Genomic DNA, 23,490 nt, shown 5'->3' on the forward strand with positions numbered 1-23,490 from the left:
GTCCCTCCTTTTCCATGCTCTTCTCTTCCTCCTCAGTTTCCTGGATGATAAATGCGCGTGTATCCTCTGTGATACTCTGGTCTAGATTCACATAGAACAAATTTGGTCCTGCATGCACAAGGTCGTACCTCCTTCCGCCAACAACCATCTTAAATGAATCGTTAAATCCTGTTCCGATAAGGACAACTTGGTCATCCACAAAAGGCATATACAGAAGAACAAACGTATCCGGCAGCCCAAGGGAGGGCTCTTCTGGAATGGCTTCTTCAGGCTCAGATGCTTGCCCTACAAATGTGGGATGCCCATCGTAAATAGTCAGCAATACCACGGCTGAGAGCAAGAAGATGCTCAGAAACACCAGCTTCTGCCCCACTCTATCCTTGTTCATGGCCCTTCTTTGCCCTTGCAGTATATAAAATCTCCCACTGTCTGTGCAGTGTCCGTTTTTTCTTGGGCTTACTTCCTCGACTCTATCCTCTAACCCAAATCCTTTTAAACTAGTCAAACATCCTACCGAAAATGGCAGAGGAAATAGACTATTCAAAACCATTCAATGTTAGGATAATAGAAGATTGCAGGGACCCAGCTGATTATGGCATCTCTTGTAAATTAGATGGAGAGTTTGGGGTATGTTTAGGGTTGTATGAATTCCCGCATACTTGGAAAACTAGCTCTGGTGCACAAGGGAATCCTTTAACTCTTACAGAGTCTGGGGGTTATATCTGGGGGCTTGAGTGTTGGTGGGACGCGTATCCAGATGAGCATAAGGATGTCCCATTAGATCTGCAACAAAGAGTTCTTCAACTTCATAAACAAGGTTTGGCAAAACAATTAGAAACGAATCCTGATCCCTCGTTGAATTAAAGGCCACAGTCTTAACTTCTCCCGCTCCGTTTCGCTTGATCCTGGGAACGTGGCATCCTTTATCTGCAGCTAATACCCCTTGCTGAAATAAATCTCAGTAGAAGTCTCTTTCCCGCAGTGCAGGCATTTCCCTGCCTGGCCTTTCTGGTCAAACGGGATGTTCCTGGATGTGGCTCCGGTCTTCTCCTTGATCCCTGCCTCGCATTCGATCTTGCCGCAGAAGAGGCCAAGCACCAGTTTCCTTTCATCCAATGCCTTCACAACTTCCTCCCAATTCTGTGGGTGAACAATGCTCTTTGCCATCCTTTCTTTTGATTTCCTGAGCATAGATTTCTGGATATCCTCAAGGCAGGCTTTAACATAAGAGACAATGTCCTTGCAGGCAACATCCTGTTTTTCTCCAGTATCGCGGCGGATGACAACAACACAGTTTTTCTCAATATCCTTCGGCCCAATCTCAATTCTAAGAGGGACACCTTTCATCTCCCATTCATTATATTTCCATCCCGGGGTATACCCTTTCCGGTCATCAAGCTCAACCTGAAGCCACTTGAGCTTTTTCTGAATGTCTTTTGCTTTTTGCAGAATTGCCTCATCATGCTTGCCAAACAGGATCGGGATAACCACGCAATGGATGGGAGCAATTGCTGGGGGGATTACGACCCCCTTATCATCGCCATGCTCCATAATAACTGCCCCAATAGTCCTTGTTGAGATCCCCCAGGAATTCTGGTAAGGAAGATGAGCCTCCTCATCTTTTCCCAAATAGGATATGCCGAAGGCTTTTGCAAAGTTCTGTCCGAGGTGGTGTGAAGTAGCCATCTGCAGCCCTTTACCGTCAGGCATGAAGGCTTCTACAGACAGCGTGTACTTTGCTCCTGCAAACTTCTCATGCTCAGTCTTTCTGCCGGCAATCACAGCCACTCCAAGTACTTCTTCGCACAGCTTTTGATATTCCTCAAGATAGAGCCGGGTCTCTTTTGCGCATTCTTCATCAGTCTCATACACGCAATGGCCTTCCTGCCAGAGGAACTCCCTGGTCCGCAGAAATAATTTTGTGGCTTTGGTCTCCCATCTTACAACATTTGCCCACTGGTTGATTCTGAGGGGAAGATCCCTATAGCTCCGAATCCATCTTGAATACATATCATACATGATTGTTTCTGAGGTTGGACGTATGGCAAGGCGTTCACCTTCTTCACTGTTCGCAATCCAGGCAACCTCAGGCGCAAACCCCTCTGCATGCTGTGCTTCTTTCTTGAAGAAGGATTCCGGTATGAACAGGGGGAAATAGGCGTTTTTCACTCCTAGCTTCTTTATCCGCCCGTCAAAATACTGCTGAATATGTTCCCACATCCCATACCCGTGCGGCCTGATCACCATACACCCCTTTACAGGGGAATAATCGGCAATCTCGGCCTTGACGATTGCTTGGGGATACCATTCGTCAAGCCTGGACTTTGGGGCAGTGATGCCTATGGCTTTCTCAACCATGCTCTCCTGAGATTGTATGAGTTATTTAAAGGTTGCTCATCAAAAGGCTGCGTTCAAAATGAAGGTTGCCGTCATTCTTGCGAGCCTCTTCTATATGTATATGTACAGCTGACAGGGGGACTTGCCCCCTCGGGGATGTCAGCTTTATTCCTTAGACAGCTCAGGCGAGCCGATGGCAACCCGAAGAGATTTTGAACGCAGTCTCATCAAAGTTTCACACTCTCCTTTTATTCAGAAATGATTGTGTACACATACAGAATGATCAATGCCACCAAATACAGAATCAGGAAACTGACCAAGAACGATCCCCAGTCAATGTACATGCTGGGGGCAATAGCATCAAGATTTGCAACGATGACCGAGACTGGGACAAACCCCCAAATCTGCCTGCAAGACTCTCCCGGCTTGCAGAGCGGATTGGTGTAGGTTGGAACTCCATGGATAATCGAAAAAACTGCAATGATGAAGATAATCACAAAAAACTTGGCGACAGCAATCCCAAAAAACCTGCGTAACCTGCCTCGTTTCTCCTTGATTTTCCTGCGCAAGGGCATGATGATGGAAATGAGAAATGCGCATACGGCAATAAGGCTAAGATAGACACCTGCAGAATTCACGAGTTCAGCAGAGACCTGGCTTTCAGACTCGATCAGCCCGCTATACAAGCTCAGGCCACTTCCTGCAAGAAAAATCACCAGTGATATGAGGAAAAGCCTGAACCACGGATGCCTGGCCATACACGTTTGATGGTAGACACCCTTTTTATACCTTTTCCCATCATTGGCTCCACCCAAAAGGAGGCTGCCATCAATTTTGCGAGCCTCTTTACAGCTCTATGCACAGCTGACCGGGGGATGTCCCTACGGGGATGTCAGCTTTGTACCTTGGAAAGTTCAGGCGAGCCGATGGCAGCCCGATTAAGCCTTTGTAAAGGCATACAGAACTTGTGAAGTTTACTTTACACAAATGAGCCCGCCAGGATTCGAACCCGGATTTGTTGGTATATCCAAGCAATACCTCCCTTTCGTTCATCGTGATTGCTTACCGAAGCCAACTGTGCTATCCGTTACACCACGGGCCCCTATTCAAGAAAAAGAATGCACACTATTTATTGCTTTCTACTTCACCTTCTTGATCACATAGTCTTTCCTGGCTTTCTCTCCGGTTCCGCGAATCACAACATCTTCGTCGCTGTTCCTCCTCACTTCAGTAATACTGTATGAGCCTCCTTTGCGGGGCTGCTCAGTTTCAGGCTCGTCAGCCTCTGCGTACGGCTCCTTCATGCGCTTCACTGCCAATTCGATTGCTTTTTTGTTGCAGATCTTGAGGAGCTGTCTTGGGTTCTTTGCTCCTGCCTTATAGATCCTGTCAAGCTGCCTCTCGCTGAATGGAGTTAATCCTGTGCCTCCACACCCTCTGACGCGCTTTTCAACCATTTCTTTCATTGCCTCAGGATCCAGGCTTCCGATCTTCAGGCGGAGGCTGTCCTTCTCATCAATGCTGCCGGCATTCCCTACACTTGTTGCAATGATTTGAATATCCATGCTTTCTAAGAGTGATTCTGCCATGCTCATGTTTCCTTTTGACAGGTATTCCAGGTTGTCAATCAGCACCACAAGGCGCTTTCCTTTCAGCCGATCCTTGATCGCCTTCTTTTTCTCTTCACCAGAGTCAACGGCTTTCCGCTTGAAGCCGGTTGCCTTCTCGAAGAGGACATCAAGGAGCGAGTCTTGCCCGATCTGTCTGGCATCAATAAACACGGACATGAGCTTTGATCCATATCCCTGCAACTGCTCTGACAGCCACATCAGCAGTATTGTTTTCCCTGATCCTTCTTCTCCCGTGATCTTGCCAAAGCGGTACTTGTTCACGAGGAACAGGTTGATCTTCTCTTTTTCCCTTGCACAATCTGCGATATATTCTGAGGCAGGCAGCATGACGCCTGTTTCAAAGGGGTTCTGCTTGAATCCCAACTCACTGATCCAATCCAGGACCAGCTCGCTGTCTATCTTTTTCCTAAACTGCGGCTTGAATGAAGGCATCTTAACCTGCCAATTCTCTCTTCCCAGGCGCAGGGTGAACAGAGGCTCTTCAAGAGGGTCAGGCTCCCAAGAAAAGCGGATAAATGCCATAGATTTCCTGGAGGGGAGTTTGTTTATAAATGTTTTGGGCTGCGTAGAGGTTGGTGCGAAATCCTCGCAATGCTCGGGTTACCATCGAGTTCGCACATGGTATCTATATCTGTGATAATCGACATTCGTCCCCGTAAGGGACTTCCCCCTCAACTCAGTTTATGCTTTGCATTCAACAGCCTCGCGGAAGGGTGGCAACGCCGACTTTCTACAGAGCGGGCTGCGTAGAAAACTTTAAATACACTCCCTCCTTGTAAATTCACATGAAGCAGATTGTCGTTAGAGTCACGCCCTCCAGAGTCAAGTTCTCTCTTTGCATCCTTGTGATCTTAGGATTAGCCTACTATGCCTATTTTTACTATGGCCAGTATAATGAATACTACCAAAAATACAATGATCTCCTGACTGGCAGCCAGCCTGAATCTACAGAATCCGCTGAATCGGCGCTTGAGGAATCATCGACAGAAACAACTCCAGAGGAAGCCAGCCCAGCTGAAGAGCCAGCTTCTAATGCTTCAGATGCCTCTGGAGAGACTGCATCAGAGGCTTCTGAATCCCTTTCCGGCAAGCTTGAAGTCAAGCTCACAGCTCCGCTCTATGAGATTAAAGAGTCAGGAGACACAGAAAAGGCAGTGATCAGCCAAGTCAGGTTTTCTGTCACCAATGGGTTCGGCGCAGCCCAGAACCTCTTAGTCGAGTTCCACGCGTATGATGTTGGTGAGACTGATGAAAATAAGATTAATGCACGCAAAGGCGGGGATAGGACAACGCTGGCAACGCTCGCTGCAGGCCAGAGCATCACGAAGACTATCCTTTTTCCTTCAGACCAGCGCATCAACCTCTATAATCTCGATAAGGCAAAGATTGTGCAGATAGACCTCATCGATAAAAAAAGCTTTGACGATTCTAAGGAAGTTAAGGTTCTTGCATCAGACAAGGTTACACTGACGTTTACATAAGTCTTAACGCCTGCCAAGGGTTATCTCAATCGTAGAAACCCGGACATCCCTTCCTTCCCTGTTCTGGAAGCCTTCAGAATTAATCTGGATGCTATTGACTGCGATCTGGTTCTCCAAAAACCGCTTTGAGGCAACCTCGGCAACATCAACAGCGCGGCTGATGAACTTGCCTCTTGCCTTGACAATGACCTGAGAAGCGTTTTTCGCGGTGAACTGCATCACAACACCTGTGACATAGTTCATGAGTGGCTTGTTTCCAATAAAGACTGCGTTGTCGCTCATGCTTCTTTTTTCATCAAGCGCGTAATATATCCTGCAATTCCATTCCGAATCTTCTTGCTTGGGCCCTCTATGTATTGGTCGACAAGCTTTTTATTAGCATTAAATTCCTTGCTCAGCTCGTCCTTATGGCTTTCTATAGTCTTATTGCTCATCCGCTTGACGAGCTGTGTCTTGATTCTGCCCATAGGCTGCCTAATCTCGCATTCTTTATAAACATTGTGGTAGAATTTGATATGTTTTTGATGCGATTTAAGGCTTCAGCCTTTCTTGTATTCCGTATATGGCGTTGTCCTCTTGCTGATATACTCATTTGCAGAGTAGCTGGCATTTACTGCCTCAGCAACTCCTGTTATGGCCTGCTTGAACTCAGAATCACCAACATCTCCTGCTGCATAGAAGCCTTCAATATTTGTTGATGCGAGCCGATCAATGATGATCTCTCCTTTTGCATTCAACCTGACTCCGATCTCTTTCGCAAGCCGGCTTAAGGGGATATGGCCGATCTCAACAAAGAGGCCGTCAAGCTTGAATTCCTTTGATCCTTTGTAAGGCTTGTCAAAAACAACATGAGCCAGTTTTTCCTTTCCTTTGATCTCTACAACATTTGTGTTATTGATGACTGTGATTTTCCTGTTCTGTTCCACCCGCTTCATATTGATGGGCTCAGGATGGATTTCTTCGCCGCGATAAATGATATACACTTTTTTCGCCCATTGGGTAAGCAATAAAGCCTCTTTTGCAGAGCTGTCAGCCCCTCCGACAACACCAATAACTTTATTCTTGTAAAATGCTCCGTCACAGAGTGCGCAGTAATGCACACCTTTGTTTGTGAATTCTTTCTCTCCTGGAACATTTAGTTTTTTCCATTCACTTCCTGTCACAAAAATGATGGTTTTTCCCCAGTATGCCCCACTTGCTGTGGCCACCTTGAAGCTTCCATCTTTCTTCCTCTCAATCCTTGTTGCGTTCTCATCAGCATAGTCAAGGGGGTAGTTCCGCATATGCTTTTCCAGTGCTCCTGCTAACTCGAGGCCTGTTACGCTTGGAAACCCCGGGTAGTTTTCTACATCAGTCGTTAAGGTGATCACTCCTCCGAGATTTTCTGCAACAAGGAGGATCTTGAGCTGGAACCTCCCTGAGTACATCGCAGCCGCAAGCCCAGCACAGCCTCCGCCGATAATAATAACCTCATAAAGCGTCTTTTCTTTCGGCTTTCCGGGCTTGATGTCAGGTATGTCTTTTGGCATGCTTGGTGGGCAGGGATGGGAATATATAAATATTTGGTTTAACACTTCGTTCTTATGAAGCCTGAAATCCGCATCCTCGGCATCGATGACTCTCCGTTTGACAAATTCAGCCAGAAACGGATCCTGGTGATAGGAACTGTGTTCAGAGGAGGCACGGTTTTGGACGGCGTCATGTCAACAACTGTGGCCGTTGATGGAACTGATGCAACAAAGAAACTCATCGAAATGATCAATAAATCAAAATTCAAGCCTCAGCTGCGTTGCGTCATCCTTGATGGGATTGCATTAGGCGGCTTTAATGTTATAGATATCCACGCACTGCATAAAAAAACAAAAATCCCAGTCATGGTTGTTATCCGTAAATACCCCGACCTTCTAAAGATAAAGACAATCTTAACAAAACTCAAAAAAGAGAAAGCCGTAACACTCATCGAGAAGGCAGGCGCAATCCATAAGGCCGGCAATATCTATATCCAGATCAAAGGCATGACCCTCAAAGCAGCAGAAGAGACCCTCAAAATAACCTGCACCCGCTCCTACCTTCCGGAGCCAATTAGAGCAGCCCACATCATCGCAGCAGGGGTTGTGAAAGGAGAAAGCAAGGGAAGGGCTTAAAGCCCTGCCTGCTTCAGCTGGGCATCTAGGCTTTTATATGGTTGGGTCCAGTAGGGGACAACTGTTGCGCCTTCTGGCCGGATGACATTTCTGGGTCCTTCCCTTCTGATAATCTCCAGTTTTTCGCCTTCCATCTGGTGCATTTCAATTGGCAAAGGGAAGTTCTGGGCATAATCTATCCACTGATTACCCGTCTTTTCTCCCTGCCGGTGGATAAGAACAGCAGGGCCTGAGCGAAGCCTGGCAACAAGGCCTTCAGAGCCGCCTTCAAGAAGGAATTTTGTTCCAATATGCTTTTTGCCTAACAGAAACTGTTCCTCCATTGGAAACGAGTATAACTGTTCTTCCATAAGGGGGATAATCTCAGGGATTATATAAATTTGCACCCTACCATTTAAAAACCCACCATTATTCCTGTTTCCCATGGATTATGACTTGGACGAGCAAAGAATCATCAAAGAGATCAAGGAGAAAGGCCATAAGCGAATCCTTCTTCAATTAGCCGATGGCATCAAGCCGCAGGCCAGGGATTTGGTAAAAACCATAGAATCAGAAACCGATGCAGAATGCCTAATCTGGTTCGGCTCATGTTTTGGCGCCTGCGACCTGCCGTTGTCAATCAAATCCTTAGGCGTATCCTTGGTGGTAGCCTTCGGCCACAATACCTATATCAAGGATGTGAAAGGATGGTAGACTTTATGCTTGTGGAGGCTTTTTACAGGAAGCCATTCAGGCTGTCAGAAGAAGCGTTGGCAGCATTAAAGCCCTTCAGGAAAATTGCATTATTTGGATCAGTCCAATTTATTCAATTAGACGAGGTTATCCATCAATTAAAAACCACAAAAAAAGAGATACTAACCTCTCATGGCAAAAGAACCTCTGGCAACCATCAATTACTTGGCTGCGACTGTTTCCAGGATTCCTTCTCTGGCAAGGACATCTTCAAAAAAGCAGATATCATCCTTTACATTGGAGACGGCCTTTTCCACCCAAAAGCCCTCTTATTCTGCCAGCTTGGCTCAAAGAACCCAAAGGATATCGTTATTTTTGATCCCATCAATAATGCAGTAAAAAAAATAACAAGAAAAGACATCGAAGCCCAGATAAAAACCTACAAGGCAAATCTGATAAAATTCATGGCTGCTGAGAAGATAGGAATCCTGGTCTCAACCAAAACAGGCCAGAGTTACTTAAAAAATGCCGCAGTATTGCAAAAAGAGCTAAAAGCCAAAGGCAAAGAATCCTTCATCTTTGTTGATGACACTATTGATCTTTCTCAGATGGAAAACTTTCCTTTTGTTGAAGCATGGGTCAATACAGCCTGCCCGCGAATAGGATTTGACGATCTTGTGCATTACACCAAGCCATTAATCAACATCAATGACGCTTTTACACCTGAGAAGGCGGTGATGAAGTATGGGTGATGTGGTCAACCTATTTTTGACTCCGAAATCGCTGGAGGCAAGGATTGGGTTTACCTTTTCTACCAGTAAGCGCAATGGAAGCGGCAACAAAGACTATAGGTTCAGTGTGGAGATGGTAGGCGATAAACCTCAGCAGGTACTGCTTATCCGCACCTATGGCTCTTATCGCTCGCTGCTCGAAACTCTTGCGGTTTATGATTCAAGCTCTGCGAATACTCCTTCCAGAGTGATGTACTCAAAAGGCAAATCTCCAGAGATCTCTCTTAATCGTATCGGTGCGGCCCTCGTTATTGATCCTCCAACCATTCCAGCACCTACAGCTGAAGCGGTTTTTAGCAGAGCGATTGCTGAGTATTTGGAATTTAAAGAAACGAACAGGATTGACGAAGCGCTTTCCTACCGCTCCTCCATAAAACTTTTAAACAAAGAATGAGTTTTTTCAGCTATGCTCAGCCTTCCCCAAGTGAGAGAGCTTGAAAAGCAGCAGTACCGGATGGTAGGCAATCATTCAGCTGTCAAGGTGTGCGGCTGGACAAAGAGCATGATCAGGGGAAAAGGCGGCTGCTACAAGTTTGCTTTCTACGGAATCAGGTCGCATCAATGCATGCAGATGACCACCTCGATGTTCTGCGCGAACAAATGCACCTTTTGCTGGAGAGGAGAAAAGGCTCCTGTCTCAAAAACCTGGTATGGGTCTATTGATCCGCCTGCCCAAATCATTAATGAAGCGTTAGAGAAGCACCTCGGCTTGCTTGATGGATTCAAGGGTTATCCAAATGCCAGCAAGACAGCAGTCAAACAAATGAAGGACATCAGGCATGTTGCTCTCTCTTTAACAGGCGAGCCAATCTCCTACCCTCTGATCAACGAGATTCTGGAGGAGTTCCACAAGAGGAGGATCTCAACTTTTCTGGTAACTAATGCCCAATTTCCTGAGCAGATAGAAAAACTCAAATGCGTCACCCAGCTCTACATTTCAGTAGATGCGCCAAGCAAGGCAAAGCTCAAAGAGGTTGACAGGCCATTATTCAAGGATTACTATGAAAGGATGCTGAAGAGCCTTGATGTCATGGCAAAAAAGGAGTTCAGAACCTGCATACGATTAACGATAATCAAGGAAGTGAATGATGATGACCTTGAAGGATACAAACAGATGATTGAAAGAGGGAAACCGGATTTTATTGAAGTAAAAGGCTATATGCATGTTGGAGCATCCCGAATGTTTCTTGAACGAAAGAACATGCCGCTGCATGAAGACATCCGCATCTGGTCAAAGAAATTCGCAGAATTGCTGCCTGACTACACGATTGTAGGAGAGCACCCGCAGTCGCGTGTTGTCTGCTTCATGCGAAAGGCAATGCCTGGGCAGTATATTGATTTTCCAAAGTTTCTTGAGCTGGCAGCCAAAGGGCATGCAAAGGCAGAGGAGTATTCTTCACCGAAGATTATGCCGAATGGTTAGATAGAAGAAAGATCACACATTTCCTTATATTTGCATTTCGGACAGACTTCTCTGATAACGTCAAAAGAACTCACTCCTAAGCGCGCTTCTTCTGCATAGGTTACAAATTCTTTGAGGTAGGAGCAGGGCATACTTGGTCAGAGGAGGATGAAGTATATAAAGGCATTGAAAAGCAGACAAGGAACGTTTAGTCGTTATGGAATACGGTAAAAGAGTTACTCTCTCTTTTTCCCAGCCTCATGAAGCAGCTTCGCATACTTCTCTCATGTTTAGGGGGGGGTTATTACTTTATGAAAGGTCTTCTGCACCAAAAAATCAAATCTGCTCTCCCCTTTCACATACATCATCGGGCGATACATGTTAGAAGTCCATAAAAATACGAAACATTTAAATAGTAATGGTATTTTATTAGACCTATGAGATTTTCAAAAACAGAGCTGAAGGTGTTATGGCAAGTAGCCTTAGGGAAAAGGCAGGTCTCTGAACTAGCTTTAGCTCTGCATAAAGATCAAAGCCAGATATACCGAATCCTAAAAAGCCTCGACAAGAAAGGATTCGCAACACTCGAAAATGGCATAATCGCTCCTTCAGAGAACACTCATATGAACATTCTTCTCCAGGAGCTCTCAAGACGGCCAAATATTATTGATAACCTCTCTGGGTGCGGCATAAAGCTATTTACGGCAATTCTTGAGCCTAAATCAGTTCCTCAAATAATCAAGGAAACGGGCATCAAAAGAAGCACTGTTTTCTACAAATTAAAGGAAGCCACAAGAAACAGCTTCATAAACACACCAGAGGAAAAATACGTTCTTAATGAGAAAATCTGGCCGAAAGTTAAAGAGTTCTTCATCGAACTAAAAAAATACGAGGAAACTGCTGACAAAAGATCCCCGTCAGGAGCAGTCATTTACTACAAAAATGAGAATGAGATCGTTTTCTCAACTAAGGTTGAATGCGACGCTAGCCTGACTGGCTTTTCAGCTTATGAGCAATTCGGCATCAAATTGCTTCCTGTGGATTACACCTATTACCTTCCAAAAAAGACTCTGAAAAAGCAGGACGTATTTCTGCATTCTCTGTATAGGGCAGAGAAAGAAGGAGATGCAAGAGATTTTACTCTCATTGCGCTTTTCTATCTTAAGCACAAAAATGACCTTAAAGATATCAAACACGAGATAATTGACAACCTTAATAAAGTTCTGCGGGGCGAACAAGTAACCTACTATCCAACTCTTGAGGAAATAAAAGACAGAGCTGATGTTTATGATATTAAAATTCAGAATAAGCTTTAACCCCAAAAGAATCATGAGGTGATCTTTTGCTATCAAAATTTGACCAACTGGATGACGTGTTTAATGAGCTAGACAAAACACTGCACAGGAAGGCGCATTTCTATGTAATCGGCGGAGCTGTCCTGCTGTACCATGGCCTAAAGATCAGCACAAAAGACGTGGACATTATTGTTGACAGCCGGAAGGAGTTCATTGCAACAGAAAAAGCGCTCAAGGCAACAGGATTCACGACAAAGCTTCCTTCAACAGACTACAAAAAATCTGATCTCAATCAGATATTTATAAAAGGAGATTTCAGGATAGACTTATTCCAAAGGACTGTGTGCAAAGGATTTCTTCTTTCTGCTGGCATGAAGAAACGATCTCAAAAAGTAAGAGGGCTAACCCAGCTAACAGTTTCTTTATGTTCAACAACAGACATATTCTTGTTTAAAACATTCACCGAGCGTGAGGGGGATATTGCTGATTGCATTTCTTTAACTCAGAGTGCAATTGATTGGGACGGAATGCTTGACGAAATAAACAAGCAGATGCAGACTTCTGGAAACAAAGTATGGATAACCTACATAGGAGAAAGAATGGACATTCTTCTTGAGCGAGGCATCAAGATACCAATAATGGACAAAATCGACAGGCTGAGAGAAGATTATCTTGACGATTACGAGAAAATGCATTCTTCTTAGAAGAAAGTTTAGGAAGAAATAAGCTCCTTGACCTAATACAATAGGGGGTAAAGCGGAGATGACGAGAAGATGACTGTACCACCATCAAACTTTAACGGCAAATATATAAATGCCTCATAATCTCTCTTTTCTGCCGTGATCAAAGCCATCATCTTCGACTGGAACCGGACGCTCTGGGACAAGGAAAACGGAGCCTTGTTTGCTGAAACAAAGGATATCTTAGAGCATTACAAGCAGAAGACTCGCTTAGCCTTGGCATCCAATCTTGAGGGAGGAAACCGGGAGGAAAAGCTCGACCTTATCAGCAAGCATAACTTAAGCCATTATTTTGACCTTGCGGAATTCCAGGAAGAAAAAAAGGACCAGATCTTTGAGAAGATCATCCAGCACTGGGGCCTTAAGCCTGAGGAGGTTGCGATTGTTGATGACAAGGCCAAAAAGATCGTCTCCTTTGGCAGGCGGACAGGAGCAACAACAATCTGGCTCAAGAAAGGGAAGTACGCAGACGAACTGCCTGATGCTGATCCTGACCATGTCATTTATTCTCTGGCTGAATTGAAGAGGATTGTCTGAGACCACCACAACCTATAAATATCCTTCTTCTCAATACCAGCGTATGTGGCCATTGCGAAGGGTGGAACGAGAGATAGAAAAAGAAATCCACGCAGGAGAGAAGTCCATCAAGCGAAACTGGAAAAGAATAGTGACCATCTCAGTCATAGCAGTGCTCCTCATCTCAGCAATCCTGTTTATAACCGGCATGAGGATACGGTTTGCTTTGAGGGACAGCCTTATTGTGGGCCTCTCCCCTTCTGACCGCTCCTTTACAATAACAAACCAGGAGCAGCAGCCAATAACCTTCGAAATCACTTCAGACAACAGCCGCTTCTGCACAGCCTCCTGCTCCGCCACCTTTCATGACAGAAGCGAGGACAAGATCCTTGATGCCGCATCCTTTTCTCTCGGAAGGAAGGACAGGATTGTAAAGAGCTATACCCTCACGCCAAAGCCAAAAGGCACAGGCCAGAAAATCTACAACTTTGAGGTGGAATGCTCCAACCAGAAATCCCTTCTCTGCAGGACCGACAGCCCGCTCCGCCAGAAATCTTCCTTTATCACCCTGAACTTCAGGCTTTCTCCTGGAGAAGAGATGATAAATCAAGGCATCCAGCCTTCTCTTCAGAAAAGCTTCTCAGACATCAACACAGCAGCAGGCTATCTCCAGACAGCAGCACAGCTTATACCCGGCCTTCTTGACCATGCCATCCTCAACGCAAAGCTGGAACAGCTCAACACAGGGCTCAATGAAACGATGATCCAGACAGACGAGATCTTCAGCCTCTGGTCTGATGAGGAATACACAGTCTTGCAGACCTTCTATGCCAAAACAGTGAAGGATTCAACATTGCTTGACCAGTCAACAGCATTCCTTGAGCAGGTCAGATCATCCAGAGAAACCCAAAATGATCTCACAACACAGTATAACCAATTGAAAAATATGATATTCAGTAATTCAAACCTTGCCAAGCAGGCTATCCACTTCTCTCCTGAAAATCATTCTTTGAGAAAGGACTTCAACACAACCTTCTCCAAGCTGTCTTGGATACAATCGAATCTCACTGAGAATCAATATACCTCATTGGCTCATTTTGATTCTGCGATAGCCAACCTGACAACCCAAATAAATGAATTCAATGCAACCCTTTCTAAACTAAGAAATAAGACAAGGGAAGAGGGAAATAACCTTGCAGCATCTGAATTCCAGAAGAAGTGCAGCCTGGGATTCTGCGATTTTCTTGTAGGAGATCCCTGCTTAGACCTCAATAAGATCCTTACAGAATATGATACAACTGCCTACCCAATCCCAGGAACTCCTCCGGCAGAATCCTATTTCGAGACAGGCGAAACCTCAATTAAGATCACTCCCTCAAACCAATCCCTGGAGTATTATACTAATTTTTGCGTAAATGCGACATCTATCCCTGATCTCAACACAACCCTCCCTGATATCTCCGAAAGCAAAGAGCCCCAAAATATAACAACCTCGCTTGTCATCCTTAACGAGCTTTCCCAAAATCTTCCTGTCTGTTGCGTACGGGGATCATGCTCTCCCTGCTGCACCACTCCTGAATGCAGAAACGACCCAAGCTCCTTCCCTGTGCTCCTGATTCATGGCCACTCTCTGCTCAGAAGCACCTCTCCTGAGCCAGTTATTGATATCTTCAACCGTATCCAGTATCAGCTCCAGGAGGATGGGTATCTGAACGGAGGCACGGTCATCTTTGATTTCAACCAGTCTGACTACTCTGCAAATGACTGGGGGCTTTCAGGCACTCCGATTGCTCTGAAAGCGTCCTATTACTTTGATTATTTCTACTCTCTTGGAAAATACATCCACATAACCCGAAGCACAGATAACATAGACACCTATGCAATCAGGCTAAAGGATATCATAGAATTAGTCAAATTCAGGACAGGAAAGCCTAAAGTCAATATCGTTGCGCATTCCATGGGGGGCTTAGTCTCAAGAAGATACCTTGACATCTTTGGAGAGGAATCGGTGGACAATATGGTGCTCATAGCAACCCCGAATCACGGCATTGAAGGCTCTGCCAAGAAGTTCTGCAGGCTATTCGGAGAGAAACGAGAATGCGAGGACATGTACCAAGATTCCATCCTGTTAAAAAAGCTCAACGATCCGAACAATAAGATAAAGGACGTCAAGGTTGTCACGATCTCAGGCATCGGCTGCGACACTGATGGAGGCCTAGGAGATGGAATTGTAACTCTGGACAGCTCCAAACTGGAAGGAGCAGAATCCTCCATTGTAGAAGGAAACTGTGATGACACCTTCAAGGCAGGCCTGCATTCTGATCTGCTGAACATCGACAAGTATCCTGAAGTCTATCAGGCGATTTCCAGTGTACTCAGGAGAGGAATTAATATTACCAATACTACCGAGAACTAACGCAAATTTCTGAGGGCTTCGACAGTTGCATATACCTTCGGAACATACTGCTTTGTCTCTTCCGGGACTTTTCCTGCACCAAATGCAAGGTCCCAAAACGTAGCGTTGACACCATACTCTCTCTTAAGCTTTCTCAGCCTTGTTTCTCCCATGTTATAAGCTGCAAGGGCGTCAGCCCAGGACTCAGTTTTCTCCTCAAGGTCTCCAAGGTGCTGGATTCCCGCTTGGATTGCAGATCTGGGGATTACTCTTTCATCAATATGCCTCCCAATCTTAAGCCCATAGCTGCGTGCAGTATCTGGCATAAGCTGGTAGAATCCCCTTGCGCCTTTAGGCGAGGTTTCATCACTCCTCAAGGCTTCCTGCATAAATACCCCAAGAGCGATCTCAATGGGAACACGATATGCCTGGCTGTTTTCCTGTATGAGGGGAAGGAATTCTCTTGCAGCAGCATATCTGGCCTGAAAGTCTGAGATTCCTTCAGGATCCTCTGTATAATAGGACCTGTACTGCCCGATAAGCCTAATGGCCTGAGATCTCACATGCTCAGAAACATATTCCACCCCAAACGGGGAGATCTCCGGAAGAATCTCTGGTGATTGGGCAGTCTCAGAGATCTCCTGCTGCGAACTTGTAATGGCTGCTTCAGGAGGCGGCATTTCCCAGGCTTGCTCACCGGGCGCTGCTCCAGCAAGCAGTATCATGGCAGTTACTATCTTTTTTGGTAAAGAACGCATTTTCTTGAATGCCTTGCAGGCTACTCCTGCAAATCTCAGAATCTTATATTAAATTTGCCAATACAATCTATTGTGAATTTTTACTTTATGCTGGTATGGAAGAAAAATATAACTGATTTAGTATCCTGACAGCCGGGATTTCAAAGGATTCATTTAGAAAATGAAGGTCCATTTACCTCTCTTTACCCCCTCCATTCTTGTACGCAATAACTGCTGAATCATTGCTGCCCTTCCAATGCTCAACAAAGAAATCTCCCGGGTTACCCGGAACTTTTTTCACCCTTTCAAAATCCCTCGGTGCCGGAAGACTTGTGTTCATAACATAAGGGGTTAGCTTAAGCATATCCTCAAAGACGAGCAGGATGAGGTCAGGAAACCCGTTGTTTCCTAAATGAGACTCTGCTATGAATAGCCCTTCTGCATTGAGGTAAGGCCAAAGATTATCAATTGCTGATTTTACCCTTTTTTTCATCTCCTTAATAAATTCCCGAGGAACTTCAAGAGGGTCGCGAAAGATCCAAGGCGCTTGAAAACTGGGGGCTATTAAACACGTTTCCCATAAAAATGATATCATACGTATCTTCAAGCGTCTCTTTTTCAAGGAGACGATGCATATCAGCTTCAATAATGCAAAAAGGAGCATTTAGATATGGGGCAGGGACTTCTTTATCAAGGGCTGTAGAGACCGCACATCTTTGTTGGGCTTCATACGCAAATGTATCCCTAAAGTCATATTCATGATGCTCATCATAATCAACACCAGAAAAACCAACCTCCAAGACCTTTTTTCCTTCAATCCCGAGGGGCAGGAGATCTAAAATAGGAAAACCTTTTCCTCTCGTATCGTTCCATCCCTCAAAGAATTCATAAATACTCCTGCACGATCCTTCCACTTCAGCCATTTCATCCCTATAAAATAAGAATTCAATTCTTGTGTCAATAAAATCAGTTAATTCAAGCATCCTTTTTGGGAGAATGGATTCTGAAATACCTGCATTGCCGGTTTCATCCCACTCATGTTTATATTTCCGGAACTCTTCCCAAAAATCCCGGGTCGGTCTCGCGTACAGCTCTGACAAAAAGAGCGAACCTTGCACTGCCTGCTGCCATAGCTCACTTCTTGGCAGCCCTTGGGTGAGATTCTCCACAATCAAGGAGAATGCGGGGCTCTTTATAAACTAAAAGCCTTAGCAAACATCTCACCCAAATCTCATGTTCTTCATCCCGCCGATCTTCTTCATCATCTTGCCCATATCCGTTGAGCCTTTCATCATCTTGGCCATCTTTTTTCCCTGCTTGTACTGCTTCACCAGCTCGCGGATGTTCTGGGCAGAGACTCCTGAGCCCTTGGAAATGCGCTCAATCCTGCCGGCATCGATCTCTTCCGGGTTCTCCAGCTCATTCTGGTTCATGGAGTCCATTGCAGTCTTCCATAATCCAAGCTTCCCTTCCTGGACATCAAGCACCTCCTTTGGGAGCTGAAGCTGGGAAAAGCCAGGGATCATCTCCACAAGCTTTCTCAATGAGCCCATCTTCTTCATCGCCTGCATCTGCTCGTAGAGGTCGATCAACGTAAATTCGCCTTTCAGGAATCGCTGGCCAAGATCCTGCGCCTCTTCTTCAGACATGGCGACCTTTGCTTTCTCGAGCAGTTCTTCCAAATCCCCCATGCCCAGAAGCCTGCCAACAAAACCTTTTGGATTAAAGCTCTCCAGGTCATTGAGTTTCTCTCCGACTCCGATGAATTTAATCGGAGCTCCACTCACTGCGCATGCAGTCAATGCGCCCCCTCCCCTTGCAGTGCCGTCCATCTTTGTGACAATGATGCCAGTAAGGCCGCAGCTTGCATGGAATTGCGTAACCTGGGCATGGCTTGTCTGGCCGATATCTGCAGAGATTACCAGCAATCTCTCATCCGGCTGCACTGCCTCCTTTACCTTTTCAATCTCCTCAATCAAATCTGTGCTTAACTTGTCCCTTCCTGCGGTATCTATGATCACCACATCAAACTCCTTCAGCTCCTGCTCGATTCTCCTGTAGATCTTTAGAGGGTCCTTTTCTTTCTTGTCAATGTATGCAACGAGCTTTGCGTCAGAAGCGACCTGTTCGATCTGATCCATGGCAGCAGGCCTGTGCACATCCAAGCCTACAAGGCAGACCTTGTGGCCGCGGTTTGCAAAATAATGGCCGAGCTTTCCGGCAGTTGTAGTCTTTCCGCTTCCAAATAATCCTATAAGCATGATGACTGTGGGTTTCTTAGCAATCTCAATCTTTTTTGCCTCTCCTCCAAGAAACCTGACCAGCTCTTCATAGACCACAGTGATTAAGAATTCCTTCTTGGAAATCCCAGGGGCCTCCTCTTCCAGCACCCTCTCTTTAATCCTTTTGGTCAGATTAAAGACAAGCTGCACATTCACGTCTGCCTGCAGAAGGGATCGCTGGATATCCTTCACCAGCTCATTCACAAGCCGGTCATCTACAAAGACTGCCTTGGCTATCTTCTGCAGCGTTGATTTCAGGCTTTCTCCTAACCGCTCTAAGACCATGGCTGCTACGAAGGAAGCGAGATTTATAAAGGTTGGGCTTCGCCTTGAAATGGCAGAGGCCGCATCTTAACAACGCATTTCGTACTCTATGGTTTGCAAAGGCAACATCCACGAACCCTTTACCCTAACTTATCTCCTTACAACAACACTTTTAATATCAAACCTCACTTTCTTCTCATCTGCGTGGCTGTCGCTCTTGGACCTGCAGCCTATGGGGCATAACACGACTGATGCCAGGCTTTGCTCTTCCAATCCAAGCAACTCATCAACCTTCTTCGGATCAAACCCTTCCATCGGGCAGGCATCGATCCTCTTCATGGCGCATGCCTCGAGCAGGAAGCCAAGGCTAATATACACTTGGTTCTTTGACCATGCGAGTGTCTGCTCAGCTGTCAAAGCCTTCCTAAATCCAAGGATCGTGTCCTCGTAGCCTTTCAGCTTCTCACGAGGAACCTTCCTAATCCGAGAAATTGAGTCAATATAGTTTCTTATGTAGCCTTCATTGAGGTCGGTTCTCACACAGAGCACAATCAAGTGGGATGCGTCTGTGACCTGCGGCTGATTCCATGCAGCCTCCCTGAGCCTTTCCCTCAATTCTTGGTCAGTCACAACGATGAACTTCCAGGGCTGGAGGCCAAACGATGAAGGAGAGAGGTTGAGCACCTTCAAAAGCTCATCAAGGTCTTTTTCAGAGACTTTTTTCTTCGGGTCAAATTGTTTTGTCGCGTATCTCCATTCCAGCGCTTCCAAAATCTCCATGCTCTTCACCTCTGTGGCCTTGCTTTCTATTCTTCTCCCATCTATAAAACCATGATATGCCTGTTAAAAAAATAAAAAAATTACATGCCTTTCTTGATGCGACTCATCGCCTCAGCCACACCTTTTGCTTCCTTCTCAAGCCAATTCTTATATTCCTGGAGCTTTTCAATCTTCTCCTCGTTTGTCAGAAATTGTCTTGGGGTTTCCTCGCATTCACATCCGGCGCAGTTCATGGTTTCACCTTTCCGGAAAGCTATCGGCTTTCCAATATCGGTTAACCGATACTTATATTTAAATCTTTCTATCTATCGGTTTTCCGAAAGGTATTTATACGTTGGGAGCACTGTATGCCCTATGAAGCCAGAATGCGAAATGAAAGGGTTTCTGTCGCTTCTCCTTCTGTGGATCATCCACGAGAAAAAAATGACCGGATCCGGGATAGCAAACGAGATCTCAGCAAGAAAAGGCTCGAAGCCAAGCCCGGGAACCATCTACCCTGCGTTAAAAGATCTTAAGGAAAAGGGTTTGGTGTCTTGTGATAAGGGGAAGGTGTATTCAATAACCAAAAAAGGCAGGCTCGAGCTGAGCGTCCTGCTCAAAAGCTTCTTCAGCACGTTCAAGGACATCGATGACATGAAACGGTGCTGCGGATAGGGGCGCAAGCCTTCTGAAACTATCACTCTTTAGTAACGAAAAATTTATAAATCAGGCCATGCTCCGGCATCGCTGAAGGCTCTTCGGGGCATACTCCAATAATCCGCAACCTTTAAATAAATCTCTCATTACCTCAACCATGATGCCAAAAAAGTCAATAGCACAGAAACTTGTTTATCCTGAGCAGATCAATGTAGGTCAATCTATCCAGAAGACTGCTGAGCTCCTTGCCGATACGTGGTCGCTGAGGCTGCTGCGGCAGCTGATGTGGAACTCAGAAACACAAAAGCCTGAGACACGGCCGATGCGCTTCTCAGAGCTCAAGAAGCAACTTCCTAGCATATCGCCAAAAACCCTGTCCCGAAAGCTCAAGGCAATGGAGAGGATGGGCGTAGTCCAAAAAACCCTCTATGCGGAAGTTCCGGTGAGGGCGGAATATGCCATCACAGAGAAGGGAAAGCAGCTGAAGGATGTCCTGCAGGCAATCACTGCCTGGAATCTCAGAAATCTTTAAATACTTCTTTTGTCTTGGCGGCTCAAAAAGGGAGGTGAGGCCGAATGGCAGACCAGGATGATTATGATGAGGATTACGATGAAATGAATCCTGATGATGAGGATGACGAAGTGTAATTGTCAGTTTTTTGCTTGAGTCTTTACTCAGCTGCCACCGTTGTACTGGTCCAAGTTCGCTCCAGTTTTCGTGATGAGTGATTTTCAGCCTTTGCAGGCGGCTCAGTAGCAAGTCAGTCGGCATCAGGCTTGCTTGTGCCTGCATCTGCTCCAGCTGACACCCCCGAAGGGGCCTACCCTCTGTCAGCACCGCTCATGACTGCAAAGAAGCTCGCAGAAAGGATGCCGGACTTGCAACTGAGCCTTCGTAGGCTTAAGATTTATAAAACCCCCCTTATTTTACCCCACTATGTTCACTGCCGAGCTATTGAAGACGTCCTTTCCTGGCATTCTGGGCCAGGAAGCGGTGAAGAAGCAAGTCTCCTCAGCTTTAATGACTGAAAGGCATATTATCATTGTCGGCCCTCCCGGGATTGGAAAGACAACCTTGGCAAAGAATATAGCAAAACTCCTGCCTGCAATAACTGTCAATGACTGCGACTTCAATTGTGATCCAAAAGCTCCCTTGTGCCCAAGGTGCATCCATGCAGCTCACTCTGGAAGGCATGCCACCAAAAAAATATCCGGCGAGCAGCGTTTCATCCGGATCCAGGGATCACCTGACCTGACTGCCGAAGACCTTCTGGGGGACATCGATCCCATCAAAGCCCTGAAATTCGGGCCGTTATCCTTAGAAGCCTTCAATCCTGGAAAAATCTTCAGGGCAAACAATGGAGTCCTCTTTTTCGATGAAGTGAACAGATGCCCTGAAAAGCTGCAAAATAGCCTGTTGCAGGTGTTGGAGGAAAAGAAGGCAACCCTGGGAAGCTATGAAGTGGATATCTCTGCAAACTTCATCTTCATCGGAACGATGAACCCTGAAGACTCCTCAACTGAGCGCATCTCGGATGTATTCGGAGACAGGTTTGATTTCATTTACATGGGCTATCCTGAATCAGTGGAGATAGAAAAGGCGATCATTCTTGCAAAAGGGAAAAAGCTTGCTGAAGTCTCCGATAAGCTGCTGACTCTGATAGCTGCATTTATCCATGATCTTCGGGATGATGCCAATCTTCAAAAAAAGCCATCTGTCAGAGCATCATTAGGGCTTTATGAGCGCAGCCAATCCAACGCATTGCTTTCTGGAAGGAAAAAAGTCAATCTCGAGGACATTGAAGAAGCGGTCATTTCTGTCCTCTGCCACAGAATAGAATTAAAGCCATCGATAAAATACCTGCAAACTACGAGTGCGTTTATAAAAACGTCTTTCCAGAAGTTTATAGAAGCAGCGGGAGAAAAGAAGTTTGATTTTGGCAGAGAGGCATCTTCTTCCCAAAAGGGTGATGGCCTCTGACACAAGCCCCATAGGCTCTTTTTCTGAGATCCAGGAGCTATCTGGAAAGCTGTCTCCCCAGCAGGAGGAAGACAAACTCATGAGGACAGTTCTGCAGGCAGACCAGAAGACAAAGGATCATGGGAACCTTATCAGGGACAGCTTCAATAGGGGGATAGGCGCGTTTGCTCCCAACCTCATTTTCAGGAATCTTGTCCAAAACTATTCTCAAGCGAGGAAGATCTACGGTGAAACCTTTATCCGGCTGGTCTCAGGATATGATGAGAGCTTTATCAGAAAGAACATCAATGTCCCTGAATTCCAGCGAGAACTGAAGAAAAGGATTGAGAAGAATATTGATGAAATGAAAGACCAGGGGCTTCTCGATGATACTGACGCTCCCACATCCCATGGACTCAAGCTCGCTTCCTTAACCTTAACCATCGAAGAGCTGGATCGGCTCATGCCGAAGGGCATCATCGGAGAGAAGGTACACAAGAAGAGAAAGCTTTACGGAGACAAGGAGGAATCAAAAGACTACAAAAGGGGAGACCTCTATCGTTCCCTGGATATCCATAAGTCTGTCAAGGCGGCGATCAGAAGGAACCATAGAGAACTCTCTGAGGCGGATCTTAAGGTCTTTGAAAAGAAGGCAAAGGGCGCGATAACTGTAATCTATGCCTTTGATGCTTCGGGGAGCATGAAAGGCGAGAAGATTGATCTCTGCAAGAAAGCCGGAGTTGCTCTGTGCTACAAAGCCATTGCAGAGAGAGATAAAGTGGGGCTGATTATCTTCGGAAAACATATCAAAAAGTCAGTTTCACCAACCCTTGATTTCCCCCTCCTGGTGGAGGAGATCACCCGGATCAAGCCAAGCCAGGAAACCAATATCCAGAAGACCATCCAAAAATCCATCGAGCTTTTTCCCTCTGGCCATTCCACGAAACATCTCATTTTGGTTACTGACTGCATGCCAACTACCGGCAAGGATCCGGAAAAGGAAGTCCTGGAAGCAGCCTCTCTCTGCCATGACAACAACATCTCCATTTCTCTGATTGGAATCGGCCTGGATGAAAAAGGAATACTGCTTGCAAGGCGGATAGTGGAGATCGGGGAAGGAAGACTGTACCTTGTCAAGGGGGGCAAGAGACTGGACCTGATCGTGCTGGAGGATTATTATTCATTGAATTAACCAACAGTGGGCTAAGTCTCCCCCATGTTAATGGGGTAGATGGATGCCCACGATGCGAAGCATCAATACCTGCTTGAATTCTCCCGTATGTACCTTGCCACGACTTCAGCTGAAACATGGCCTGCTGTGCCGCAGTAATAGCTTGACGCCCAGAAATCCTCTGTTTCCGGTCTCGTTTGCCTGATAATTGCAAACTTTTGCCGCAGCTCTTTTGACGTCCATGCTTTCAGGCTCT

30 protein-coding genes and 1 tRNA gene are annotated in these 23,490 nt (G+C 45.9%); 15 read left to right on the forward strand and 16 right to left on the reverse strand.

Annotated elements, in window-relative coordinates; translation table 11 throughout:
- Positions 1-388 (reverse strand): hypothetical protein (locus VJB08_06475; GenBank protein ID HLD43598.1); only part of this gene is annotated, 388 nt, incomplete at its 3' end.
- 131 nt (positions 389-519) lie between these two features.
- Here VJB08_06475 and VJB08_06480 point away from each other — a divergent pair.
- Positions 520-864, forward strand: a complete 345-nt coding sequence (locus VJB08_06480; protein ID HLD43599.1) for a hypothetical protein — start codon at positions 520-522, stop codon at positions 862-864.
- 69 nt (positions 865-933) lie between these two features.
- On the opposite strand, the gene proS is transcribed toward VJB08_06480, so the two are convergent.
- From proS to VJB08_06500, 4 genes are all read right to left on the reverse strand, one after another.
- The gene (gene proS / locus VJB08_06485) at positions 934-2,358 is read right to left on the reverse strand and encodes a proline--tRNA ligase (protein ID HLD43600.1); all 1,425 of its coding nucleotides are present in this window, start codon (positions 2,356-2,358) and stop codon (positions 934-936) included.
- Between the two features lie 227 nt (positions 2,359-2,585).
- Positions 2,586-3,095, reverse strand: a complete 510-nt coding sequence (locus tag VJB08_06490) for a hypothetical protein (GenBank protein HLD43601.1) — start codon at positions 3,093-3,095, stop codon at positions 2,586-2,588.
- 230 nt (positions 3,096-3,325) lie between these two features.
- Positions 3,326-3,439 (reverse strand) — tRNA-Arg (locus VJB08_06495).
- A 37-nt stretch (positions 3,440-3,476) separates the two neighbouring features.
- The gene (locus tag VJB08_06500; GenBank protein HLD43602.1) at positions 3,477-4,490 is read right to left on the reverse strand and encodes an ATP-binding protein; all 1,014 of its coding nucleotides are present in this window, start codon (positions 4,488-4,490) and stop codon (positions 3,477-3,479) included.
- A 263-nt stretch (positions 4,491-4,753) separates the two neighbouring features.
- Between VJB08_06500 and VJB08_06505 the strand changes: the two genes are divergently transcribed.
- Positions 4,754-5,449 carry a hypothetical protein gene (locus tag VJB08_06505; GenBank protein HLD43603.1) on the forward strand — a complete coding sequence of 232 codons (696 nt, stop codon included), beginning with the start codon at positions 4,754-4,756 and terminating at the stop codon, positions 5,447-5,449.
- A 3-nt stretch (positions 5,450-5,452) separates the two neighbouring features.
- Here the strand turns inward: VJB08_06505 and albA are convergent, their stop codons facing one another.
- The 3 genes from albA to VJB08_06520 all read right to left on the reverse strand — a co-directional run bounded on the left by albA (position 5,453) and on the right by VJB08_06520 (position 6,978).
- On the reverse strand, positions 5,453-5,731 hold the full coding sequence (albA, locus tag VJB08_06510) for a DNA-binding protein Alba (GenBank protein ID HLD43604.1): 279 nt from the start codon (positions 5,729-5,731) through the stop codon (positions 5,453-5,455).
- Positions 5,728-5,916 (reverse strand): 30S ribosomal protein S17e, encoded by a 189-nt coding sequence (locus tag VJB08_06515; protein ID HLD43605.1) that lies wholly within the window; start codon positions 5,914-5,916, stop codon positions 5,728-5,730. The genes albA and VJB08_06515 overlap by 4 nt, the downstream gene beginning before the upstream one ends.
- A 72-nt stretch (positions 5,917-5,988) precedes the next feature.
- Positions 5,989-6,978 (reverse strand): FAD-dependent oxidoreductase, encoded by a 990-nt coding sequence (locus VJB08_06520; GenBank protein ID HLD43606.1) that lies wholly within the window; start codon positions 6,976-6,978, stop codon positions 5,989-5,991.
- A gap of 54 nt (positions 6,979-7,032) precedes the next feature.
- Here VJB08_06520 and VJB08_06525 point away from each other — a divergent pair, with 54 nt between their 5' ends.
- Positions 7,033-7,593 carry a DUF99 family protein gene (locus VJB08_06525; GenBank protein ID HLD43607.1) on the forward strand — a complete coding sequence of 187 codons (561 nt, stop codon included), beginning with the start codon at positions 7,033-7,035 and terminating at the stop codon, positions 7,591-7,593.
- Here the strand turns inward: VJB08_06525 and VJB08_06530 are convergent.
- The gene (locus tag VJB08_06530; GenBank protein ID HLD43608.1) at positions 7,590-7,943 is read right to left on the reverse strand and encodes a hypothetical protein; all 354 of its coding nucleotides are present in this window, start codon (positions 7,941-7,943) and stop codon (positions 7,590-7,592) included. The genes VJB08_06525 and VJB08_06530 overlap by 4 nt on opposite strands.
- Before the next feature lie 73 nt (positions 7,944-8,016).
- Here VJB08_06530 and VJB08_06535 point away from each other — a divergent pair, with 73 nt between their 5' ends.
- Genes VJB08_06535 through twy1 form a run of 4 tightly spaced genes read left to right on the forward strand, consistent with a single transcriptional unit; the run spans position 8,017 to position 10,479 of the window.
- Positions 8,017-8,286 carry a hypothetical protein gene (locus VJB08_06535; protein HLD43609.1) on the forward strand — a complete coding sequence of 90 codons (270 nt, stop codon included), beginning with the start codon at positions 8,017-8,019 and terminating at the stop codon, positions 8,284-8,286.
- Positions 8,280-9,017: a diphthamide synthesis protein gene (locus VJB08_06540; GenBank protein ID HLD43610.1), complete on the forward strand. Its 738-nt coding sequence runs from the start codon at positions 8,280-8,282 to the stop codon at positions 9,015-9,017. The genes VJB08_06535 and VJB08_06540 overlap by 7 nt, the downstream gene beginning before the upstream one ends.
- Positions 9,010-9,450, forward strand: a complete 441-nt coding sequence (locus tag VJB08_06545; protein HLD43611.1) for a hypothetical protein — start codon at positions 9,010-9,012, stop codon at positions 9,448-9,450. Before VJB08_06540 ends, VJB08_06545 begins: the two co-directional genes overlap by 8 nt.
- A gap of 12 nt (positions 9,451-9,462) precedes the next feature.
- Complete coding sequence (gene twy1 / locus VJB08_06550; protein HLD43612.1) at positions 9,463-10,479, forward strand: 4-demethylwyosine synthase TYW1; 1,017 nt, start codon at positions 9,463-9,465, stop codon at positions 10,477-10,479.
- Here twy1 and VJB08_06555 read toward each other — a convergent pair.
- Positions 10,476-10,610: a hypothetical protein gene (locus tag VJB08_06555; GenBank protein HLD43613.1), complete on the reverse strand. Its 135-nt coding sequence runs from the start codon at positions 10,608-10,610 to the stop codon at positions 10,476-10,478. The genes twy1 and VJB08_06555 overlap by 4 nt on opposite strands.
- Before the next feature lie 285 nt (positions 10,611-10,895).
- Here VJB08_06555 and VJB08_06560 point away from each other — a divergent pair, with 285 nt between their 5' ends.
- The 4 genes from VJB08_06560 to VJB08_06575 all read left to right on the forward strand — a co-directional run bounded on the left by VJB08_06560 (position 10,896) and on the right by VJB08_06575 (position 15,425).
- Entirely contained in the window at positions 10,896-11,774 is an 879-nt protein-coding gene (locus VJB08_06560) for a helix-turn-helix domain-containing protein (GenBank protein ID HLD43614.1), read from the forward strand.
- 26 nt (positions 11,775-11,800) lie between these two features.
- Positions 11,801-12,457 carry a DUF6036 family nucleotidyltransferase gene (locus tag VJB08_06565; GenBank protein ID HLD43615.1) on the forward strand — a complete coding sequence of 219 codons (657 nt, stop codon included), beginning with the start codon at positions 11,801-11,803 and terminating at the stop codon, positions 12,455-12,457.
- A 135-nt stretch (positions 12,458-12,592) separates the two neighbouring features.
- The gene (locus VJB08_06570) at positions 12,593-13,030 is read left to right on the forward strand and encodes an HAD family hydrolase (GenBank protein HLD43616.1); all 438 of its coding nucleotides are present in this window, start codon (positions 12,593-12,595) and stop codon (positions 13,028-13,030) included.
- Between the two features lie 43 nt (positions 13,031-13,073).
- Complete coding sequence (locus VJB08_06575) at positions 13,074-15,425, forward strand: alpha/beta fold hydrolase (GenBank protein ID HLD43617.1); 2,352 nt, start codon at positions 13,074-13,076, stop codon at positions 15,423-15,425.
- Here VJB08_06575 and VJB08_06580 read toward each other — a convergent pair.
- The 6 genes from VJB08_06580 to VJB08_06605 all read right to left on the reverse strand — a co-directional run bounded on the left by VJB08_06580 (position 15,422) and on the right by VJB08_06605 (position 19,700).
- Positions 15,422-16,162 (reverse strand): transglycosylase SLT domain-containing protein, encoded by a 741-nt coding sequence (locus VJB08_06580; GenBank protein ID HLD43618.1) that lies wholly within the window; start codon positions 16,160-16,162, stop codon positions 15,422-15,424. The two genes, VJB08_06575 and VJB08_06580, sit on opposite strands and share 4 nt — an antisense overlap.
- Before the next feature lie 172 nt (positions 16,163-16,334).
- On the reverse strand, positions 16,335-16,634 hold the full coding sequence (locus VJB08_06585; protein HLD43619.1) for a hypothetical protein: 300 nt from the start codon (positions 16,632-16,634) through the stop codon (positions 16,335-16,337).
- A gap of 25 nt (positions 16,635-16,659) precedes the next feature.
- A complete protein-coding gene (locus tag VJB08_06590; protein ID HLD43620.1) occupies positions 16,660-17,310 on the reverse strand; it encodes a hypothetical protein in 651 nt (216 codons plus the stop codon).
- Between the two features lie 51 nt (positions 17,311-17,361).
- Positions 17,362-18,708 (reverse strand): signal recognition particle receptor subunit alpha, encoded by a 1,347-nt coding sequence (locus tag VJB08_06595; protein HLD43621.1) that lies wholly within the window; start codon positions 18,706-18,708, stop codon positions 17,362-17,364.
- Between the two features lie 129 nt (positions 18,709-18,837).
- On the reverse strand, positions 18,838-19,467 hold the full coding sequence (locus tag VJB08_06600) for an NAD(P)H-dependent oxidoreductase (protein ID HLD43622.1): 630 nt from the start codon (positions 19,465-19,467) through the stop codon (positions 18,838-18,840).
- Between the two features lie 80 nt (positions 19,468-19,547).
- Positions 19,548-19,700 (reverse strand): hypothetical protein, encoded by a 153-nt coding sequence (locus tag VJB08_06605; GenBank protein ID HLD43623.1) that lies wholly within the window; start codon positions 19,698-19,700, stop codon positions 19,548-19,550.
- 121 nt (positions 19,701-19,821) lie between these two features.
- On the opposite strand from VJB08_06605, the gene VJB08_06610 reads away from it, so the two are divergent.
- The 4 genes from VJB08_06610 (at position 19,822) to VJB08_06625 (ending at position 23,255) form a co-directional block, all read left to right on the forward strand.
- Complete coding sequence (locus VJB08_06610; GenBank protein HLD43624.1) at positions 19,822-20,121, forward strand: PadR family transcriptional regulator; 300 nt, start codon at positions 19,822-19,824, stop codon at positions 20,119-20,121.
- Between the two features lie 142 nt (positions 20,122-20,263).
- Positions 20,264-20,635, forward strand: a complete 372-nt coding sequence (locus VJB08_06615; GenBank protein HLD43625.1) for a helix-turn-helix domain-containing protein — start codon at positions 20,264-20,266, stop codon at positions 20,633-20,635.
- Between the two features lie 405 nt (positions 20,636-21,040).
- Positions 21,041-22,084: an AAA family ATPase gene (locus tag VJB08_06620; GenBank protein ID HLD43626.1), complete on the forward strand. Its 1,044-nt coding sequence runs from the start codon at positions 21,041-21,043 to the stop codon at positions 22,082-22,084.
- Entirely contained in the window at positions 22,074-23,255 is a 1,182-nt protein-coding gene (locus VJB08_06625) for a VWA domain-containing protein (protein ID HLD43627.1), read from the forward strand. The genes VJB08_06620 and VJB08_06625 overlap by 11 nt, the downstream gene beginning before the upstream one ends.
- The last annotated feature ends 235 nt before the right edge of the window (positions 23,256-23,490 follow it).

Source organism: Candidatus Nanoarchaeia archaeon, assembly GCA_035290625.1.
In the GTDB taxonomy this organism is placed as follows: domain Archaea; phylum Nanobdellota; class Nanobdellia; order Woesearchaeales; family DATDTY01; genus DATDTY01.

Bases quoted from the DNA above. Each gene is read 5' to 3' on its own strand.
- VJB08_06480 (HLD43599.1), top strand. From the start codon at position 520: ATGGCAGAGGAAATAGACTATTCAAAACCATTCAATGTTAGGATAATA.
- proS (HLD43600.1), bottom strand. From the start codon at position 2,358: ATGGTTGAGAAAGCCATAGGCATCACTGCCCCAAAGTCCAGGCTTGAC.
- VJB08_06490 (HLD43601.1), bottom strand. From the start codon at position 3,095: ATGGCCAGGCATCCGTGGTTCAGGCTTTTCCTCATATCACTGGTGATT.
- VJB08_06500 (HLD43602.1), bottom strand. From the start codon at position 4,490: ATGGCATTTATCCGCTTTTCTTGGGAGCCTGACCCTCTTGAAGAGCCT.
- VJB08_06505 (HLD43603.1), top strand. From the start codon at position 4,754: ATGAAGCAGATTGTCGTTAGAGTCACGCCCTCCAGAGTCAAGTTCTCT.
- albA (HLD43604.1), bottom strand. From the start codon at position 5,731: ATGAGCGACAACGCAGTCTTTATTGGAAACAAGCCACTCATGAACTAT.
- VJB08_06515 (HLD43605.1), bottom strand. From the start codon at position 5,916: ATGGGCAGAATCAAGACACAGCTCGTCAAGCGGATGAGCAATAAGACT.
- VJB08_06520 (HLD43606.1), bottom strand. From the start codon at position 6,978: ATGCCAAAAGACATACCTGACATCAAGCCCGGAAAGCCGAAAGAAAAG.
- VJB08_06525 (HLD43607.1), top strand. From the start codon at position 7,033: ATGAAGCCTGAAATCCGCATCCTCGGCATCGATGACTCTCCGTTTGAC.
- VJB08_06530 (HLD43608.1), bottom strand. From the start codon at position 7,943: ATGGAAGAACAGTTATACTCGTTTCCAATGGAGGAACAGTTTCTGTTA.
- VJB08_06535 (HLD43609.1), top strand. From the start codon at position 8,017: ATGGATTATGACTTGGACGAGCAAAGAATCATCAAAGAGATCAAGGAG.
- VJB08_06540 (HLD43610.1), top strand. From the start codon at position 8,280: ATGGTAGACTTTATGCTTGTGGAGGCTTTTTACAGGAAGCCATTCAGG.
- VJB08_06545 (HLD43611.1), top strand. From the start codon at position 9,010: ATGGGTGATGTGGTCAACCTATTTTTGACTCCGAAATCGCTGGAGGCA.
- twy1 (HLD43612.1), top strand. From the start codon at position 9,463: ATGCTCAGCCTTCCCCAAGTGAGAGAGCTTGAAAAGCAGCAGTACCGG.
- VJB08_06555 (HLD43613.1), bottom strand. From the start codon at position 10,610: ATGCCCTGCTCCTACCTCAAAGAATTTGTAACCTATGCAGAAGAAGCG.
- VJB08_06560 (HLD43614.1), top strand. From the start codon at position 10,896: ATGAGATTTTCAAAAACAGAGCTGAAGGTGTTATGGCAAGTAGCCTTA.
- VJB08_06575 (HLD43617.1), top strand. From the start codon at position 13,074: ATGTGGCCATTGCGAAGGGTGGAACGAGAGATAGAAAAAGAAATCCAC.
- VJB08_06580 (HLD43618.1), bottom strand. From the start codon at position 16,162: ATGCGTTCTTTACCAAAAAAGATAGTAACTGCCATGATACTGCTTGCT.
- VJB08_06585 (HLD43619.1), bottom strand. From the start codon at position 16,634: ATGAAAAAAAGGGTAAAATCAGCAATTGATAATCTTTGGCCTTACCTC.
- VJB08_06595 (HLD43621.1), bottom strand. From the start codon at position 18,708: ATGGTCTTAGAGCGGTTAGGAGAAAGCCTGAAATCAACGCTGCAGAAG.
- VJB08_06600 (HLD43622.1), bottom strand. From the start codon at position 19,467: ATGGAGATTTTGGAAGCGCTGGAATGGAGATACGCGACAAAACAATTT.
- VJB08_06605 (HLD43623.1), bottom strand. From the start codon at position 19,700: ATGAACTGCGCCGGATGTGAATGCGAGGAAACCCCAAGACAATTTCTG.
- VJB08_06610 (HLD43624.1), top strand. From the start codon at position 19,822: ATGAAGCCAGAATGCGAAATGAAAGGGTTTCTGTCGCTTCTCCTTCTG.
- VJB08_06615 (HLD43625.1), top strand. From the start codon at position 20,264: ATGCCAAAAAAGTCAATAGCACAGAAACTTGTTTATCCTGAGCAGATC.
- VJB08_06620 (HLD43626.1), top strand. From the start codon at position 21,041: ATGTTCACTGCCGAGCTATTGAAGACGTCCTTTCCTGGCATTCTGGGC.
- VJB08_06625 (HLD43627.1), top strand. From the start codon at position 22,074: ATGGCCTCTGACACAAGCCCCATAGGCTCTTTTTCTGAGATCCAGGAG.